Genomic DNA, 15074 nt, shown 5'->3' on the forward strand with positions numbered 1-15074 from the left:
ATCCACACCCCCACCCCGCCCGCCGCGGTGCCGCACAGCCCGGCCAGCATCAGGGTCCTGGGTCCGACCCGGCCGGCCAGCGCGTGGCTGAGCTGGCTGCCCGCCACGATTCCGGCGCCGTTGGAGGCGAACACCAGGCTGTACTGCTGCGCGGTGAGCCCGTGTACGTCCTGCAGCACGAAGGGCGAGCCGGATATGTAGCCGAACATGCCCCCCATGGCCAGGCCGTTGCCCAGCAGGCAGCCCACGAACACCCGGTCCGTGAGCACCCTGCGGTAGACCGGCAGCAGCGCCCGTGGCCCGAGCCCGCGCCGGCGCCGCTCCGGCGGATGCGACTCGCCGAACCAGGCCGCCGAGGCCGCCAGCATCAGCGCGCCGATCACCCCGAGCAGCAGGAACACCCCGCGCCAGTCGGTCCAGTGCAGCAGCTGACCGCCGATCACCGGCGCCAGGATCGGGGCGAGGCCGTTGACCACCATCAGGGTGGCGAACAGCCGGGCCGTGCCGACCCGGTCGGAGCCGCGGTCGCGCACCGCCGCGGTGGCCACCACCATCGCCGTCCCGCCGGCCGCGCCCTGCACCAGCCGCAGCCCCACCAGCAGCCAGATCGAGGGCGCCAGCGCGCACAGCAGCGAGGCCGCCGTGTAGAGGCACATCCCGACCAGCACCGGCCGCCGCCGCCCGCGCGCGTCGCTGAGCGGCCCGGCCAGCAGCTGCCCGAGCGCCAGCCCGACCAGGCACGCGGTCAGGGTCAGCTGCGCGGCCGACGCGGTGGTGTGCAGGTCGGCGGCCAGCGCCGGCAGCCCCGGCACGTACATGTCCAGCGAGAGCGCGGCCAGTGCGCTCAGCGTCCCGAGCAGCACGATCGGCTGGGCCGCGGGTGCGCGCCCGGGCGCGGTGGCGAGCGGGGTGGAGGGCGCCGCCGAGTGCGCTGGCTCCAGGGGGTCGAGGGAGTCGAAGGACTCGGCGGACAGGGCCATACGGGCGGCTCCGGAGGCTTCGGACGTGCGGCGGGGCGTGGGGGAGGGGCCCGAGACAAAGGGCGCGATCATCGATTGTCCCTTACCTGCCCGAGCTGCGGAAATCCGCTCGGCGCGGTGTGGCGCCGGTCACCCGCCGCGCCGCCGTGCGGACTCTGTCCGGGGACCCTGGCGAGGAGTACGGTTACCTGTGGATGTCCGGATGACGTCCTGGATCGACGGGTGAGGGGTGTGGCAGGCGGTGCACGAAGAGCCCGCTCTCGGCGCAATCGGCGTACTGACGATCGGTACGCGCGGCGCCCAGGGTCCCGGGGAAGCGCTGCTGCAGGTGGGCGGGGGTACCGAGGCGTATATCGCCTGGTCCGAGCAGACACTGCCACGAGGAACGCACGTTCTCGCGGTCACGCGACGGGGTCCGCGTGCCGTGGATGTCGTGCCCTGGCCGGACGATCCGCTCGACGCTCCCGGCGGGGTAGCGCCATGAACGAAAGAAGGTAGGGGAGCGATGCTGTTCTACAAGGTCCCGGCACCCGACCAGGCGATGCTGATCTCGGGTGGAAGGCGGCAGGGTGGGGCGCCGTTCCGGGTGGTGACCGGCCACGGCACGTACGTGCTGCCGATCTTCCGGAAGGTCAAGTTCCTGACCCTGGCCATGTGCGAGGCGGAGGTCTCCGAGACCTGCGTCACCCGTCAGGCGATCCCGTTGCAGGTCAAGGCGGTGATCGCGTTCAAGGTGGGCAACGACCCGGAGTCGGTGGTCAACGCCGGCCAGCGGTTCCTGTCCGACCAGAACCAGATGTCGGTGCTCACCGGCCGGATCTTCGCCGGCCACCTGCGCTCGATCATCGGCTCGATGACGGTCGAGGAGATCATCACCGAGCGGCAGAAGCTGGCCGAGGCGGTGCTCGACACCTCCAAGGCCGAGATGGTCAAGATCGGCCTGCTGGTGGACTCGCTGCAGATCCAGTCCATCGACGACATGGGCAGCGGCTACATCGAGGCGATGAGCGCCCCGCACAAGGCCGAGATCCGTCGGCAGGCGCAGGTCGCGCAGGCCGAGGCGACCCGGGCCTCGGCGATGGCCGAGCAGGACGCCGAGCGGCAGCGGGCCGAGTACGCCCGGCAGACCGCGGTCGTGCAGGCCGAGTACAAGGCGCAGATAGACAAGGCCCAGGCGGAGGCCGCCCAGGCCGGACCGCTCGCCCAGGCCCAGTCCCAGCGCCAGGTGCTGGCCGCGCAGACCGAACTGGCCGAGCGGGCCGCCGAACTGCGCCAGCAGCAGCTGGTGGCCGAGGTGATCAAGCCCGCGCAGGCCGAGGCCGAGCGGATCAAGGTGCTGGCTCAGGCCGAGGCGGACCGGATGCGGATCCAGGCCGAGGCCGCGGCCTCCAACGGCCGCGTCGCGCTGGACCGCATGATCATCGACCAGCTCCCGCAGATCGTGCGCGAGGCCGCCAACGGCCTGCAGGGCGCGAACATCAACGTGCTCAACGGCGCGGACGGCCTCGGCCAGATCGCGGCCGGCCTGGTGAGCCAGGGTCTTACCATCCTGGACTCGGTCAAGCAGGGACTCGGCCAGACGGTCGAGCAGTCCGCGCCCGGCTCCGAGGTCGAGACCATCCGGATCGAGGACGACCCGCGGCGGTAGGTTGATCAGGAGGTAGACAGCCGTATCACCTCGACGCGCCGGGCTTTTCGCCCCGGCGCGTCGGTGTGTGCGGAGCGTGAGTAACCGGCTCAGGGGTCGTTCGTTGGTCCGGGCATGGACGCGATGCAGAACGACGGTGCCGCTGTTGAGGTGCTCGAGCCGGTCGAAGAGGTCGATCCGGTCGATCCGGAGGCTGAGATCTCCGAGCCCGCGGTGCCTGTTCCCGAGGCGGAGATCGAAGCAGAGACCGAGGCCGAATCAGAGCCCGCCGCCGAGCCCGCCGCCGAGCCCGATCCCGAGCCGGAGTCCGAGCCCGAGGCTTCGGCCGAGCCCGAGGTCCCGCAGCCGCGCAGCGTGGAGCCCGACCCCGAACCCTCGTCCAAGGCGAAGAAGCGCAAGAGCGCGCCGCGCTCGGCCAAGACCGCCACCGGCACCAAGGCCCTGGTCGTCTTCCGCGACGGCAAGGTGCACTACGCCGACGAATCCGTCGTCGTGCTCGACCTCGACGAGGCCGCGCATCCGGACACCGACGTGCACGACGTCGTCGACAAGCTCTCCGAACTGCGCGACACGAGCGACTCGGCCGGGCGCACCGAGGCGATCGCGCTGGTCGCGGACCTGATCCAGGCCAAGGCGCTGGCCTGACCGGAGGTCAGTCGCGCCGGCCCCGCCAGCGCCCGACCTTGTAGACGCCGTAGAGCAGCGCGACCCCGCCCACGATCATCAGCAGCGTCATCAGCAGGCTGAGGATGAACGAGAACACCAGGTAGACGGCGATCCCCGCGCCGGCCACGAGCAGGATCTTGGGCAGCATCGAGCCGCCGCGCAGTCCGGAGCCGCGCCGTTCGCTCACCGCCTGGCCGTACGAGGGCGTCGGCACGCTGGAGAAGGCCGAGGGCGCGGCGCCGGGGGTGCTGCCCGCGGACGCGGTGGGCGTGCTCGGCGTCGTGCCCGCGCTGCCGACCGCGGCCTTGTTCGCGCGGGCCGCCCAGGCCTGCAACTCGTCTATATCCGCATGTGCGGAAGGACCGTTCGACTTCGAAGTCACCAGGGAAAGCTAACAGGTCACCGGGTGTCGTGCCAGGTTTTCCGGGCGGGTGCGCACCCGGCCGTCCGGGCCCCGGCCGCGGGCCGCGTCAGCTGCGGGCCAGCGCCTCGTAGGCCGGGCGCAGCAGGTCCGTCAGGTCGGTCTCGCCCCGGCCGCCCTCGCCGGAGACCCCCACCCCGAGCGGGCCGAGCCGGTCCAGGATCGCGCCGGGCCGGGAGTCCTCCGGCGCCGGCGGCAGCACCGGCAGCGGCTGCGCCCCGGACCAGAACGCGCCGAGCGCCTCGGCCAGCGGCAGGTCCTCCGGCTCGGGTGCGGCCTCCGACTGCGCCCAGGCCTGGTCGTCGCGCAGCGACTCGAGCCGGCGCAGCAGATCGGCCTTGCGCCGGCCGCGCCAGAGCATCAGGTCGAACGGGTCTTGGTCCAGCCGGTCGGCCAGCACGTAGCAGGTCGCGGCGATGTGCTTGCACGGACGCACCATGTCGGGGCAGGTGCAGTCGGCGTCGAACTCGCGGCGGCTCGGGTAGAGCGAGAGCCCGGTGTCGTGGAAGACGTCCTCGACGTGCTCGGGCATCGTCCCCTCGAGCAGCGAGGTGTAAAGGTCCGTACGCGCCGCCATCAGCCGCTCCACCCGCGACCACTGGTCCGGAGTCAGGACGTTGATCCGGATGGTCACGCTGTAGGGCCGCCGCCGCGTCCCGCGCACGCTCGCGTAGACCTCGCCGGGGCGTACGTCGAGATCCTCCACGTCGCCGCTCGCCGCGTAGGTCCGGCCGCGGTGCAGCCGTTCCCGGTCGCTGAAGCTCTCCAGCACCATGATCAGCCGCTTCGACCAGCGATGCGAGGTGACACCGCCCGCCTCGGCCTGAGGCGCCGTCACTTCGGCTGCCGCTGCTGCAGCCGCGGCCCGACCGCCGCCGCGGCTGCTCCTGCCGCCCGCACCGCCCGCGCCGCCCGTCCTGCCCGTACTTCCTGCCGGACTCATCGTCTGCTCACCTCCACCCTCGCCCGCCGTTTCACTCGGAGACCGCGTCGCCCGAGAGCAGCACCAGATCCCGCAGCTGAGCCACCGACAGTTCGGTCAGCCAGCCCTCGCCGGTGCCCACGATCCGCTCGGCCAGGCCCTTCTTCTCCTCGATCACCCGGTCGATCCGCTCCTCCAGCGTGCCCGCGCACATCAGCTTGCGCACCTGCACGTTCTTACGCTGGCCGATCCGGAACGCGCGGTCGGTGGCCTGGTTCTCCACCGCCGGGTTCCACCACCGGTCCACGTGCACGACGTGGTTGGCCGCGGTCAGGTTCAGCCCCACGCCGCCCGCCTTGAGCGAGAGCACGAACAGCGGCGGCCCGTCCGCCTCCTCGAACCCGCGCACCATCGCGTCACGGGCCGGCTTGGACACCCCGCCGTGCAGGAACGAGACCGGCCGGCCGAAGCGCTCGGACAGAAACGACTGGAGCATCGCGCCGAACTCGGCGTACTGGGTGAACAGCAGGGCCTTCTCGCCCGCCGCGAGCACCTCGTCGCACAGGTCCTCCACCCGGGCCAGCTTGCCCGAGCGGCCGGGCAGCCGCGAGCCGTCCTTGAGGAAGAGCGCGGGGTGGTCGCAGATCTGTTTGAGCCGGGTGAGCATGGCCAGGACCAGGCCCTTCTTCCCGATTCCGTCCTTGGCCCCCTGGATCGCCGCCAGCATCTGGTCCACCGTGCTCTGATACAGGCTGGCCTGCTCCCGGGTCAGGTTGCACACCACCTTCATCTCGACCTTCTCCGGCAGATCGCTGATGATCGCCGGATCGGTCTTGACCCGCCGCAGGATGAAGGAGGAGGTGGCCTGGCGCAGCCGGGCCGCGGCGGCATCGGCCCCCTCGTTGCCGCGCTCGATCGGCCGGGCGAAGCGGTCCTTGAACTGCTCGGCCGTGCCCAGCAGCCCGGGGTTGGCGAACTCCATCAGCGACCACAGGTCCGCCAGCCGGTTCTCCACCGGCGTGCCGCTCAGCGCGATCCGGCGCGGCGCGTGCAGCGAGCGGACCGCCTTGGCCTGCTTGGTCGCCGCGTTCTTGATCGCCTGCGCCTCGTCCAGCACGATCCGGCGCCAGCCCGCCTCGGCCAGCTGGTCCCGATCGCGCAGGGCCAGCGCGTACGTGGTGACCACCAGGTGCACCCCGCGCACGGCCTCGTGGAACTCCGGCCCGCTCAGGCGTTCCGAGCCGTGGTGCACGTGCACCCGCAGCCTCGGGGTGAACCGCTCGGCCTCCCGCTGCCAGTTGGCCACCAGCGACATCGGGCAGATCAGCAGCGTCGGCTCCAGCCGCCTGCGCCCGGCCTCGGCGCGCTCCTGCTCGAGCACCGCGAGCACCTGCACCGTCTTGCCAAGGCCCATGTCGTCGGCCAGGATCGCGCCGAGCCCGAGCCCGTCCATGAACTGCAGCCAGCCGACGCCGCGCCGCTGGTACGGCCGCAGCGTGGCCTTGAGCCCGCGCGGGGTGGCGGCCTGCGTGTAGCGCTGCTCGGCCGTGCCGGAGAGCAGGTCGCCGAGCCAGCCGGTCGAGCTGACCTTGACCTCCAGCGGCCGGTCCCGCAGCGCGCGCGGCAGCCGCTGCTGGTCCAGGCCGTGCATGGCCCGGTTGAGCACGTCGGCCGCCGTCATCACGCCCGACTGGTGCGCCCCGACCGCCGCCGCGGCCGCGGCCAGCCGCGCCGTGTCCACCTCGACCCACTCGCCGCGCAGCCGGACCAGGTCCGACTTGGCCGCGGCCAGCTCCTTGAACTCCGCCTCGGTCAGCTCCGTCGCGCCGATCGCGGCCTGCCAGTGGTACTGGACCAGCTCCTTGAGCCCGAACTTGGCGTCGAGCTCGGCCGCGCCGGGCTGCGGCGCCGCCGACTCGGTGTGCAGGGTGAGCGAGATCCGCTTGCGCCGCCCCGCCCACCACGGCGGCAGCAGCACGCCGAACCCGCGTTCGCGCAGCGCCGGGGCGACGCGTCGCAGGAAGGTGAGAGCCTGGCTCGGGGTGAGCGTGACCGAGACCGGCCGCGGCTGCAGCAGCACCTCGCCGAGCTCCGGGAAGTACCTGGCCGCCCGGCCGAGCCCCTGCAGCAGCGCCTGCTGCGGATCCAGACCGCCGGCCCGCAGCACCCGGGCCGCGCCGGTGCGGTGCCAGACCTCGGACGCGGTGGCGAGCAGCGAGGGGTCCTGGGTGGAGGCGAGCAGCAGCTCCACCGTCCAGGCCTCGACGTCGTGCTCCTGCTGGCCCGGGTCGCGCAGCCGGAAGCAGGTGCGCACCGGCGAGGCCTCGTCCTGCGGCGCGTTCGCCCAGGCCTCGAGCAGGTCGATCAGCTCGTCCGCCGCGTCCGCCGCGTCCGCCGAGACCAGCTCAGGATCCAGCCGGCGGCTCTTGGCCGAGGTCAGCGCGTCCAGCCAGAGCCGCTGCGCGCTGGCCCGCCCGGCGCGGCCGCCGGGCGGGGCCAGCGCCTCGCCGTGCAGCCCGTGCGGTCCGGTGAACGCGGCCGCGGCGTACGCGTCGACCAATGCCTCGAGCGCCCCGTCGAAGACCTCGCCGGCCACGCGTCCGTCGAGGGAGTCGTCGAGCAGCTGGCAGCGGAACGCCGGGGGCATCGCCGCGATCAGGGACCTGCGGTGCGCCGCGGTCTCCAGGGTGTAGTCCGGCACCCAGCCGGCGAAGTAGCCGTCCACCTCGGCGTCGTAGCCGAGCGAGGGCCGCAGCGCGCCCCGGGCGACCAGCGCCCCGGCGAACGCGGCGACCGCGTGCGCGTACCGGACGCTGGGGTCCAGCGGCAGCTCGCGCTCGGTTCCGTCCTCGTCGTAGACCGCGAGCACGTCGTCCTCGCCGAGTGCGTCGAGCAGTCCGGCGCCCGCGGCCGGGTCGAGCACGAGCGTCGGCACGATCCAGGCGCGCAGCCCCTCGGCCGCCGTCGGCTCCGCGGACGCGGCGAGCCGGGCCAGCCGCTCGCTCGGCACCGGCCCGAGCGTGCCCGAGGGCAGCGCCAGCGGCACCGCGCCGCGCACATCCGCCCCGGTCAGCGCCTCGGCCACGGCCGGACCCGCGCCCGCGAGCACCCGCGCAAGCTCGGCCGGGTCGGCCGCGAACGGATGCCGCGCCGCCGGCGCCGCGCCGCCGTCCGCCCGCTTGGCACCCGCCCGTGCCGTGCCGGTGCGTGCGGCGCCGGCGCGCGTCCCACCCGTGCGCGTGCCGCCCGGCTGCTCCGGCGCGGCGTGCCGATCGCGCCGCGAATCCTCGGCCCACAGCTCCCAGGAGCCGGCCTCGCTGAACAGCGCGTGCAGCACGTACATCGCTCGCCTGGGTTCCCCTCGCCGGATTCGCACGATCGGTAAAGTTCCAGCCTAGCCCACCGGCGGTGGGCCTCGACGGTCCCTGCCGTCTCGGCGCCACGGGGCGCGGGCCGTCGGCGGCGCGCCGGATCCCGCGCCCGTCGTGCCCGCGCTCAGCTCCAGCGGTAGCGCTCGTGCAGGTGCGCGATGACCTTGTCGAAGTCCTCCCGGTCCATCGCGCAGCCCTCGCGCCGGATGCCGCGGTGGTGCACCCGCATGACCCGGTCGATCACCGCCCAGGACTCGCGCGCCTCCCGGTCCCAGGCGCCGGTGCCGACGTCCACCCAGTTCTCCGCGTCCGCGTGCCACTTGCTGGTGAGCTTGATCGCCAGCAGCGTCTCGTCGTTCGCGGTCTCCTTCTCCCGCGCCACCAGCAGCACCGGCCGGTCCTTGCCGCGCCCGTCGTGCTCCTCGTAGGGCACCCAGGTCCACACGATCTCGCCCGGGTCCGGGTCGGCGTCGTGCTTCGGCGCGTACTGGGTGTGCACCGCGCCGATGGCGTGCGGGTCCACCTCCTCGGTGGCGTAAGGGGCCTGGCGTCCGGGGGAGTCGGCGAACGGGTCGTGCTCGTGCTCGGCGTGCGGGTGCTCGCCGTGCTCGCCCTCGTGGTCCGGGGCCGGATGCGGGACGTGGCCTTCCACCGGGTGCTCGATCTGGTGGTGCGGCAGGTCCATCGGAGTCGGGTGATGGGTCTCGGTCATAGGCGGCACCCTACCCGCCGCCGAGGTATGGAAGGGTCCGTTTCCGGCCGGCCGTCCGCCGCCGCGGGACCCGTCCGCCGGGCGCTCCGGGCAGCCCGCAGGGTGGGCGGCAGCAGGCCAATACGCTAGTGTACGGCCGAACCTGACGACGCATCTGAATACGCAGGAGTTCCCGTGCCCCACATCTTCCTGGACCCCAATCTCTACGGAATCAGGTCCCTGCTGGAGTACCGCAGGGAGACCGCCAAGCCGATGATGGACCTCGCCGAGGTGCTCCTGCGCGGCGACTCCCCGCTCACCCGCGGCGAGCGGGAACTGATCGCGGCCTACGTCTCCGAGCAGAACGACTGCGAGTACTGCGCCGCCTCCCACGGCGCGTGCGCGGCGGTGCTGATGCCGGAGGGCACGCCGCTGGTGGACCAGGTGCGCAAGGACCCGTCGCTGGCCCCGATCGACGACAGGCTGCGCGCCCTGCTGGCCATCGCGGGCGCGGTGGCGCAGGGCGGCTGGGCGGTCAAGGAGGAGCAGATCACGGCCGCGCGGGCGGCGGGCGCCGAGGACCGCGACATCCACGACACGGTCCTGGTCGCGGCGGCCTTCTGCATGTACAACCGCTACGTCGACGGCCTCGCCACGCTCACCCCGCACGACCCGGCCGCGTACGCGCTGGTGGCCGACCGCCTGGTGACCCAGGGCTATGCGATCCCGAGCCAGGCCCCGGCCGGCGGCGCCGCGGCGATCTCGGCCGCCAAGGCCGCCGCGGCCGCGGCCAGTGCGGCCGCCGCCGCTGCCGCCGCCGGCGAGGCCGAGGAGAACACGCCGCGCCGGGGCTTCTTCGCCCGGCTGCTCGGCTCCAAGTAGGGCACGTCGGTTCAGGCCCGTCGGGCGCGCCGCCTTGCGGGAGGGCGGCGCGCGCGGCCCGGGGCTCGTCAGTGCGGCGTGTACGTGTACGGAGTCGTCGTGGCCAGGGCGTGGAAGCCGAGCCGCTCGAGGATCGGGCGGCTCTGGTCCGACGCGTCGACCTGGAGGTACTGATATCCGCGGGCGGCCGCCAACGCCGTCCGGTACGCGACGGTGGCCCGGTAGATTCCCCGGCCCCGCCACTGCGGCACCGTGCCGCCGCCCCACAGGCTGGCGAACTCCGTGCCCTGATGGAAGTCGGTGCGCGCGGCGCACACCGGCCGGTCCCCGGCCAGCACCAGCACCGCGTCGATCGCGTCGGGCTCGTGCGCGACCTGGTGCAGCAGGTGCCGGTGCAGCCGCGGCGACGGGCGCCCGAAGGCCTCGTCGTGCACCTGCATCATGAGCTCGACCCCGGCGACGTCGGTCACCTTCAGCAGTCGCACGCCCTCGGGCACCTCCGGCTCGGTCGGCAGGTCGGCGACCGCCCCGACCAGAACCGTCTCCGGCTCGTCCGGCATGAACCCGGCCGCGGCCAGCCGACCGCCGAGGTCCGCGGGCCGGTCGTGCGAGTAGAGCTTCCACTCGAACTCCCGGTCGAGCCCGGTGAAGTAGCCGATCTGCTCGGCGATGGCCGCGTCCGCGGCGGCTGCGGCCGCGTCGTCCCCGTCCGCCCCGCCGAAGTCCGACCAGAGCACCCCGGTCCAGCCGTCGCCCGCGCCCACCTGCCGAACCACCGCCCCGACGCGTTCGACCACGTCCCCCGGCCCGTCGGCGGGATGGTCGCGGCGCAGCCGTCGGTCGAACAGTTCGAGCACTGCCTTGGTGTCCATGGCCGCATGGTACGTGCGGGCCCGCCCACCGGTCGCGTCGATTCCCCGGCCGCGCATGTTCGCCTCGCGTTCGCCCGCCGTCCCCGCCGTGGTCGCGGGGGTCTGTGGCAGAGTGATCGTCATGCCGGACGTGTTCGAACTGCCCGATGAGAAGGCCGTGGCCGAGATATCCGCGGCGATACGCGCGGTGGCCGCCCAGGAGATCCTGCCCCGCTTCGGCCGCCTCGCGGCCGGCGACATCGCCGAGAAGACCCCCGGCGACCTGGTCACCGTCGCCGACCGGGCGGCCGAGCGCGAACTCGCGGCCCGGCTCACGCGTCTGCTGCCGGGCTCGCGCGTGGTCGGCGAGGAGGCCGTCTACGAGGACCGCGCCGTGCTCGACCTGCTCCGCGGCGACGCGCCGGTCTGGATCATCGACCCGATCGACGGCACGGAGAACTACGCGCACGGCAACGCCAGGTTCACCGTCCTGGTCGCGCTCGCGGTCCGGGCGGAACTGGTCGCGTCCTGGATATACGTGCCCTGGCTGGACCGGATGGCGCACGCGGTCAAGGGCCGCGGCGCCCACCTCGACGGCGAACGCCTGCACGTGGCCCCGCCGCCGAGTCCCGCCCAGAACCTGCGCGACCTGGACGTGCTCGCCTCGCAGCCGCGGTTCTGGGAGCCCGACCACCGCGCCGCCGTCTCGCGGCTGAGCACCCACGGCGTGGCCTTCAGCTACATCGACGGCGCGGGCACCGCGTACCTGGCCCTGGCCTCGGGGACGCGGACCAGTGCCCTGATGACCTGGGAATACGTCTGGGACCACGCGGCCGGCCTGCTCGTGCACGCCGAGGCGGGCGGCGTGACGATGTGCGCGGACGGCAGCGCGTTCAAACTGACCGGCGACAACGCCCTCCCGTTCGTCGCCGCACCGGACGAGGCGAGCGCCCGGGCCATGGTCGCGGGACTGGCGCAGCGGGCCAAGGATGGGGTGGACCGGTGAAATCGGCGGACTCTGTCGCATCGGCGGCCGTGACGGGCCGGGATCTGGACTGGGAGGGCTGCTTCAACGTCCGCGACCTCGGCGGCCTGCCGCTCGCGTCCGGCGGCCGTATCGCGCCGCGCCGCGTGGTGCGCGCGGACAGTCTCGACGGGCTCACGCCGCAGGGCTGGGCCGCGCTCGCCGCGTACGGCGTGCGCACGGTGATCGACCTGCGCAACGAGGAGGAGTGCGGCGAGGTCGAGCACCCCGCGGGTATCGACTTCGTCCGCGTCCCCCTCGACACGTATCCGGCCCCTGAATGGATCGAACGCTGGGACCCGCCGGGCCTGCCCAGCAACTTCGGCCAGTACCTCGCCGACTACCCGCAGGCCGCCATCGACCTCGGCCGCGCCCTCGAAGCCGCGGCCCCGGGCACCGTCGTCGTCCACTGCGCCGCCGGCCGCGACCGCACCGGACTCGCCTCGATGCTGCTGCTCGCCCACGCGGGCGTGGCCCCCGAGGTGATCCTCGCCGACTACGAACACAGCATGCAGCGGCTCCTCGCGCGCTGGGAGACGGGCGTGACCCCCGACGACCTCGCCACCCTGGACGAGGCCGGCCGCGAGCAGCTCCGGGTCCTGACCCGCGAGTTCCTCGCCGGAGTGCGCACGGACCTCTACCTCGCCGAGGCGGTGCGGGCCCGGCTGGTGTGAGGTCGGGTCCCGGCGCCGGCCCCGCCCCGCTTACGCCGTCCCGAGCAGCGCCGGCAGCTCCCCGCGCGAGAGCACGCCGAGCTTCGGATACGCCTTGTACAGATGGTGCCCGACAGTGCGGGGGCTGAGAATCAGCTGCGCCGCGATGTCCCGGTTCGACAACCCCTGCGCCGCCAGCCGTACGATCTGAGCCTCCTGCGAGGTCAACGCCGCGAGCGCGGCCGCCGCCGGACCGTTCGTCGGCGTGACCACCGTCGCGCCCGCCGCCGGGGCCGGGCCGCCGCTGGCCGCGAGCTCCTGACGCGCCCGCTCCGCCCACGGCGTCGCGCCGATCTGCTCGAAGGTCTCCAGCGCGGCATTCAGCGGAACGCGGGCCTCGGTCCGGCGACGCTCCCGCCGCAGCCGTTCGCCCCACAGCAGCTGCGTCCGCGCGCGGTCGAACGGGAAGTCGCGCCGCTCGTAGAGCCGCACCGCCGCGGCGAACGCGCCCAGGGCCGTGGCCGGGTCGTCCTCCGCCAGCAAGGCCTCGCCGCGCAGCACGAGCGCGTCCGCCGCGTCCTGCTTGATCGACCCGGCCCAGCGCACCAGCCGGTCCTGAGTCCGCTCGGCCAGCGCCCGGTCGCCCGTACGCACCGCCGCCTCCAACAGATCCGGCAACGCGCGGGTGGCGGCGAGCTGGTGCACGGCCGGCCCGTTCTCCAAGACCCGCAGGTGCTCGAGCGCCGCCGCGGGCCGCCCGAGCCCCAGGTCCAGCAGGCCCAGCGCCCACCGCCCCCAGGACTCGCCGAGGGACATCACCGTCGGCGCGAGGTCGGTCATCGCCTGCCGCGCGTACCCGCGGCACGCCTCCTCCTCGCCCGCGGCCGCCGCGAGATACGCCAGCAGCCCACTGACCTGGCTCTGCCACTGCGGCTGTCCCGCCGCCTCAGCCAGCGCGCTCGCCTCGAGCGCCGCGTTGCGCGCCTCCGGCAACCGCCCGAGGTGGGCCAGGATCCGGCCCAACGCCCCGAGCGTCGGGCTGACCCAGGCGATCCGCGCGTGCTCCCGGACATCGGCGAGCACGTCCGCGAACAGCTCGAGCGCCTCCTCGTCCTGGCCCAGGATCGGCGCGAGCGCCCCGAGCGTCAGCATCACCGGCGCGTCGTCCAGGCCCGCGATCCGCGTCTTGGCGACGGCGTCGCCCAGCCGGTACGGCAGGAAGTCGAGCGGCTCGCGCAACGAGAGCAGCAGCGCCGACTCCACGAACAGGCCCACCGTGCGCGCCGGATCCTCGGCCGGAAGGGCGGAGAACGTCATGAACAGCGCACTGTACGACTCCACCTCCCGGTCGCCCAGATACCAGGCCACGTCCACGGTCTGACACAGCAGCCACGCCGCCTCGCGCACGTCCCCGACCCGCCCGAGCTCCTGCGCCCCCGAGTACGCGATCTGATAAGCAGCGCGCAGATCCCCGAGCTCGAACTTGGCCGCCGCCCGCGCCAACACCAGCCGCGCCCGCAATCCGGCGTCCGCCACGCCGCTCTGCTTGCGCGGCCCCCCGCCCGATTCAGCCGACTCCGCCAGCACCGTCTCCGCGAGCCGCGCGCACTCCTGCGCCCGCTCCCCGTCGCCGTGCTCCACCGCGGCCTCCGCCGCCGACACCCAGCGCCGCAGCCGTGCGCCGGCGTCCGGGCTGAGCCGGGCCGCCCGCTCGTACGCCGCGACCGCCGCCTGCCGTCCGCCGCGCGAGGCCGCCCGCTCCGCCGTGCGCTCGAGCTCGGCCGCGAGCCGCTCGTCCGGCTCGGTCGCCGCCGCGGACTCGTGCCAGATCCGCAGGTCCGCGTCCTCGGGCCCGTCCAGTGACGCCGCCAACGCCCGGTGCGCCGCCAGCCGCAGCGGCACCGGCGTGGTCGAGGCCACGGCCGTACGCAGCAGCGGATGCCGGAACGTAAACGTACGCTGACTCACCTGGAGGATCCCGGCCCGCTCGGCCGGCCCGATTGCATCCGGCGCCGTCCCGAACCGCGGCGCGGCCCGCAGCAGCACCTCGAGGCCCAGCCCGTCCGCCGCCGCAGCCAGCTGCACCAGGGCGAGGCTCTGCGCCGGCAACGCCTCCACCTGTGTCCGGAACGCCTCCATCAGCCGCTGCGGCAACTCGGGCAGTAGTGCGTCACCCAGGATCTCGAACCCGGGACGCGGCGTGCCGTCCTGCGCCGGAAGCTCGAGCAACGCCAGCGGATTGCCCTGCGCCTGCGCCAGAATCCGAGCCCTGGCGGCATCCGGGAGTGCGCCGGCATCCCGACGCCGCTGCCCCAGCAGTTCCTCGGCAGCGTCCTGCGCCAGGCCGCGCACCGCCAACTCGGCCAGCCCCGACTGCTCGAGCGCCGCGCAGCCAGGCCGCCCCGCGAAGACCACCGCCACCCGCTCCGCCCCGAGCCGCCGCGCCGCGAACACCAACGCCTCCAGCGACGGCTTGTCCAGCCAGTGCGCGTCGTCCACCAGGCACAGCACCGGCGGCCCGGCCTCGCCCGCTTCCCCTGCCGTCCCGCCGGTCTCCGCGTCCGTCCCGTCCTCGGCTCCGGCCAGATCGGACAGCAGCGTCAGCACCGCCAACCCGATCAGCAGCCGGTCGCCCGCCGCCGACGCCTCCGCCGGACCGAGCCCGAACGCCGCCTTCAACGCCTCCCGCTGCGGCCCGGGCAACGCCGCCAGCCGGCCGAGCACCGGATGCAGCAGCAGATGCAGCCCCGCGTAAGCCAGCCCCGACTCCGGCTCGAACCCGGTCGCCCGCAGCACTCTGACGCCGTCCTCCCGCGCGAGGGCGTCGAGCAGCGCCGACTTGCCGATCCCCGCCTCGCCGACGAGCGTCAGCGCGCCGCCGCGGCCCGCCCGCGCGTCGTACAGCAGTCCTCGAAGGCTCCGCAGTTCCCCGTCCCGCCCGCTCAACATGATCCGAGTCTAATCA

The 15074-nt window shown here is 74.0% G+C and carries 13 protein-coding genes; 6 read left to right on the top strand and 7 right to left on the bottom strand.

The features are described from left to right. On the bottom strand, window positions 1–980 hold a 980-nt coding region (locus KDL01_RS30590; RefSeq protein WP_212532134.1), incomplete at its 3' end, for a multidrug effflux MFS transporter. A 241-nt stretch (window positions 981–1221) separates the two neighbouring features. Between KDL01_RS30590 and KDL01_RS47105 the strand changes: the two genes are divergently transcribed. The 3 genes from KDL01_RS47105 (at window position 1222) to KDL01_RS30600 (ending at window position 3273) form a co-directional block, all read left to right on the top strand. Further along, window positions 1222–1464 carry an NfeD C-terminal domain-containing protein gene (locus KDL01_RS47105; protein WP_498038002.1) on the top strand — a complete coding sequence of 81 codons (243 nt, stop codon included), beginning with the start codon at window positions 1222–1224 and terminating at the stop codon, window positions 1462–1464. Between the two features lie 21 nt (window positions 1465–1485). Next, the gene (locus KDL01_RS30595) at window positions 1486–2628 is read left to right on the top strand and encodes a flotillin family protein (protein WP_212532135.1); all 1143 of its coding nucleotides are present in this window, start codon (window positions 1486–1488) and stop codon (window positions 2626–2628) included. 114 nt (window positions 2629–2742) lie between these two features. Next, window positions 2743–3273, top strand: a complete 531-nt coding sequence (locus KDL01_RS30600; RefSeq protein WP_212532136.1) for a hypothetical protein — start codon at window positions 2743–2745, stop codon at window positions 3271–3273. Window positions 3274–3280: 7 nt separating this feature from the next. Here KDL01_RS30600 and KDL01_RS30605 read toward each other — a convergent pair whose 3' ends face one another. The 4 genes from KDL01_RS30605 to KDL01_RS30620 all read right to left on the bottom strand — a co-directional run bounded on the left by KDL01_RS30605 (window position 3281) and on the right by KDL01_RS30620 (window position 8720). Continuing rightward, on the bottom strand, window positions 3281–3676 hold the full coding sequence (locus tag KDL01_RS30605) for a hypothetical protein (RefSeq protein WP_212532137.1): 396 nt from the start codon (window positions 3674–3676) through the stop codon (window positions 3281–3283). A gap of 88 nt (window positions 3677–3764) precedes the next feature. Then, the gene (locus KDL01_RS45540) at window positions 3765–4553 is read right to left on the bottom strand and encodes an SWIM zinc finger family protein (RefSeq protein WP_212532138.1); all 789 of its coding nucleotides are present in this window, start codon (window positions 4551–4553) and stop codon (window positions 3765–3767) included. A gap of 136 nt (window positions 4554–4689) precedes the next feature. Then, the gene (locus tag KDL01_RS30615) at window positions 4690–7980 is read right to left on the bottom strand and encodes a DEAD/DEAH box helicase (protein ID WP_212532139.1); all 3291 of its coding nucleotides are present in this window, start codon (window positions 7978–7980) and stop codon (window positions 4690–4692) included. Between the two features lie 152 nt (window positions 7981–8132). Continuing rightward, the gene (locus tag KDL01_RS30620) at window positions 8133–8720 is read right to left on the bottom strand and encodes a type II toxin-antitoxin system PemK/MazF family toxin (RefSeq protein WP_246577225.1); all 588 of its coding nucleotides are present in this window, start codon (window positions 8718–8720) and stop codon (window positions 8133–8135) included. Between the two features lie 174 nt (window positions 8721–8894). Between KDL01_RS30620 and KDL01_RS30625 the strand changes: the two genes are divergently transcribed. Further along, window positions 8895–9581, top strand: a complete 687-nt coding sequence (locus KDL01_RS30625) for a carboxymuconolactone decarboxylase family protein (protein ID WP_307846688.1) — start codon at window positions 8895–8897, stop codon at window positions 9579–9581. Window positions 9582–9649: 68 nt separating this feature from the next. Here the strand turns inward: KDL01_RS30625 and KDL01_RS30630 are convergent, their stop codons facing one another. Continuing rightward, window positions 9650–10453 carry a GNAT family N-acetyltransferase gene (locus KDL01_RS30630; protein WP_212532140.1) on the bottom strand — a complete coding sequence of 268 codons (804 nt, stop codon included), beginning with the start codon at window positions 10451–10453 and terminating at the stop codon, window positions 9650–9652. A gap of 121 nt (window positions 10454–10574) precedes the next feature. On the opposite strand from KDL01_RS30630, the gene KDL01_RS30635 reads away from it, so the two are divergent. Further along, complete coding sequence (locus KDL01_RS30635) at window positions 10575–11438, top strand: inositol monophosphatase family protein (protein WP_212532141.1); 864 nt, start codon at window positions 10575–10577, stop codon at window positions 11436–11438. Window positions 11439–11467: 29 nt separating this feature from the next. Continuing rightward, complete coding sequence (locus KDL01_RS30640) at window positions 11468–12130, top strand: tyrosine-protein phosphatase (RefSeq protein WP_212532142.1); 663 nt, start codon at window positions 11468–11470, stop codon at window positions 12128–12130. A 30-nt stretch (window positions 12131–12160) separates the two neighbouring features. On the opposite strand, the gene KDL01_RS44845 is transcribed toward KDL01_RS30640, so the two are convergent. Then, window positions 12161–15058 carry a helix-turn-helix transcriptional regulator gene (locus tag KDL01_RS44845; RefSeq protein WP_212532143.1) on the bottom strand — a complete coding sequence of 966 codons (2898 nt, stop codon included), beginning with the start codon at window positions 15056–15058 and terminating at the stop codon, window positions 12161–12163. Window positions 15059–15074: the final 16 nt, after the last annotated feature.

This window comes from Actinospica durhamensis (assembly GCF_018139695.1).
In the GTDB taxonomy this organism is placed as follows: domain Bacteria; phylum Actinomycetota; class Actinomycetes; order Streptomycetales; family Catenulisporaceae; genus Actinospica; species Actinospica durhamensis.

Excerpts from the sequence above, each read along its gene's own strand:
- KDL01_RS30620 (WP_246577225.1), bottom strand. The coding sequence starts at position 8,720 with ATGACCGAGACCCATCACCCGACTCCGATGGACCTGCCGCACCACCAG.
- KDL01_RS30595 (WP_212532135.1), top strand. The coding sequence starts at position 1,486 with ATGCTGTTCTACAAGGTCCCGGCACCCGACCAGGCGATGCTGATCTCG.
- KDL01_RS30600 (WP_212532136.1), top strand. The coding sequence starts at position 2,743 with ATGGACGCGATGCAGAACGACGGTGCCGCTGTTGAGGTGCTCGAGCCG.
- KDL01_RS30630 (WP_212532140.1), bottom strand. The coding sequence starts at position 10,453 with ATGGACACCAAGGCAGTGCTCGAACTGTTCGACCGACGGCTGCGCCGC.
- KDL01_RS30615 (WP_212532139.1), bottom strand. The coding sequence starts at position 7,980 with ATGTACGTGCTGCACGCGCTGTTCAGCGAGGCCGGCTCCTGGGAGCTG.
- KDL01_RS30635 (WP_212532141.1), top strand. The coding sequence starts at position 10,575 with ATGCCGGACGTGTTCGAACTGCCCGATGAGAAGGCCGTGGCCGAGATA.
- KDL01_RS44845 (WP_212532143.1), bottom strand. The coding sequence starts at position 15,058 with ATGTTGAGCGGGCGGGACGGGGAACTGCGGAGCCTTCGAGGACTGCTG.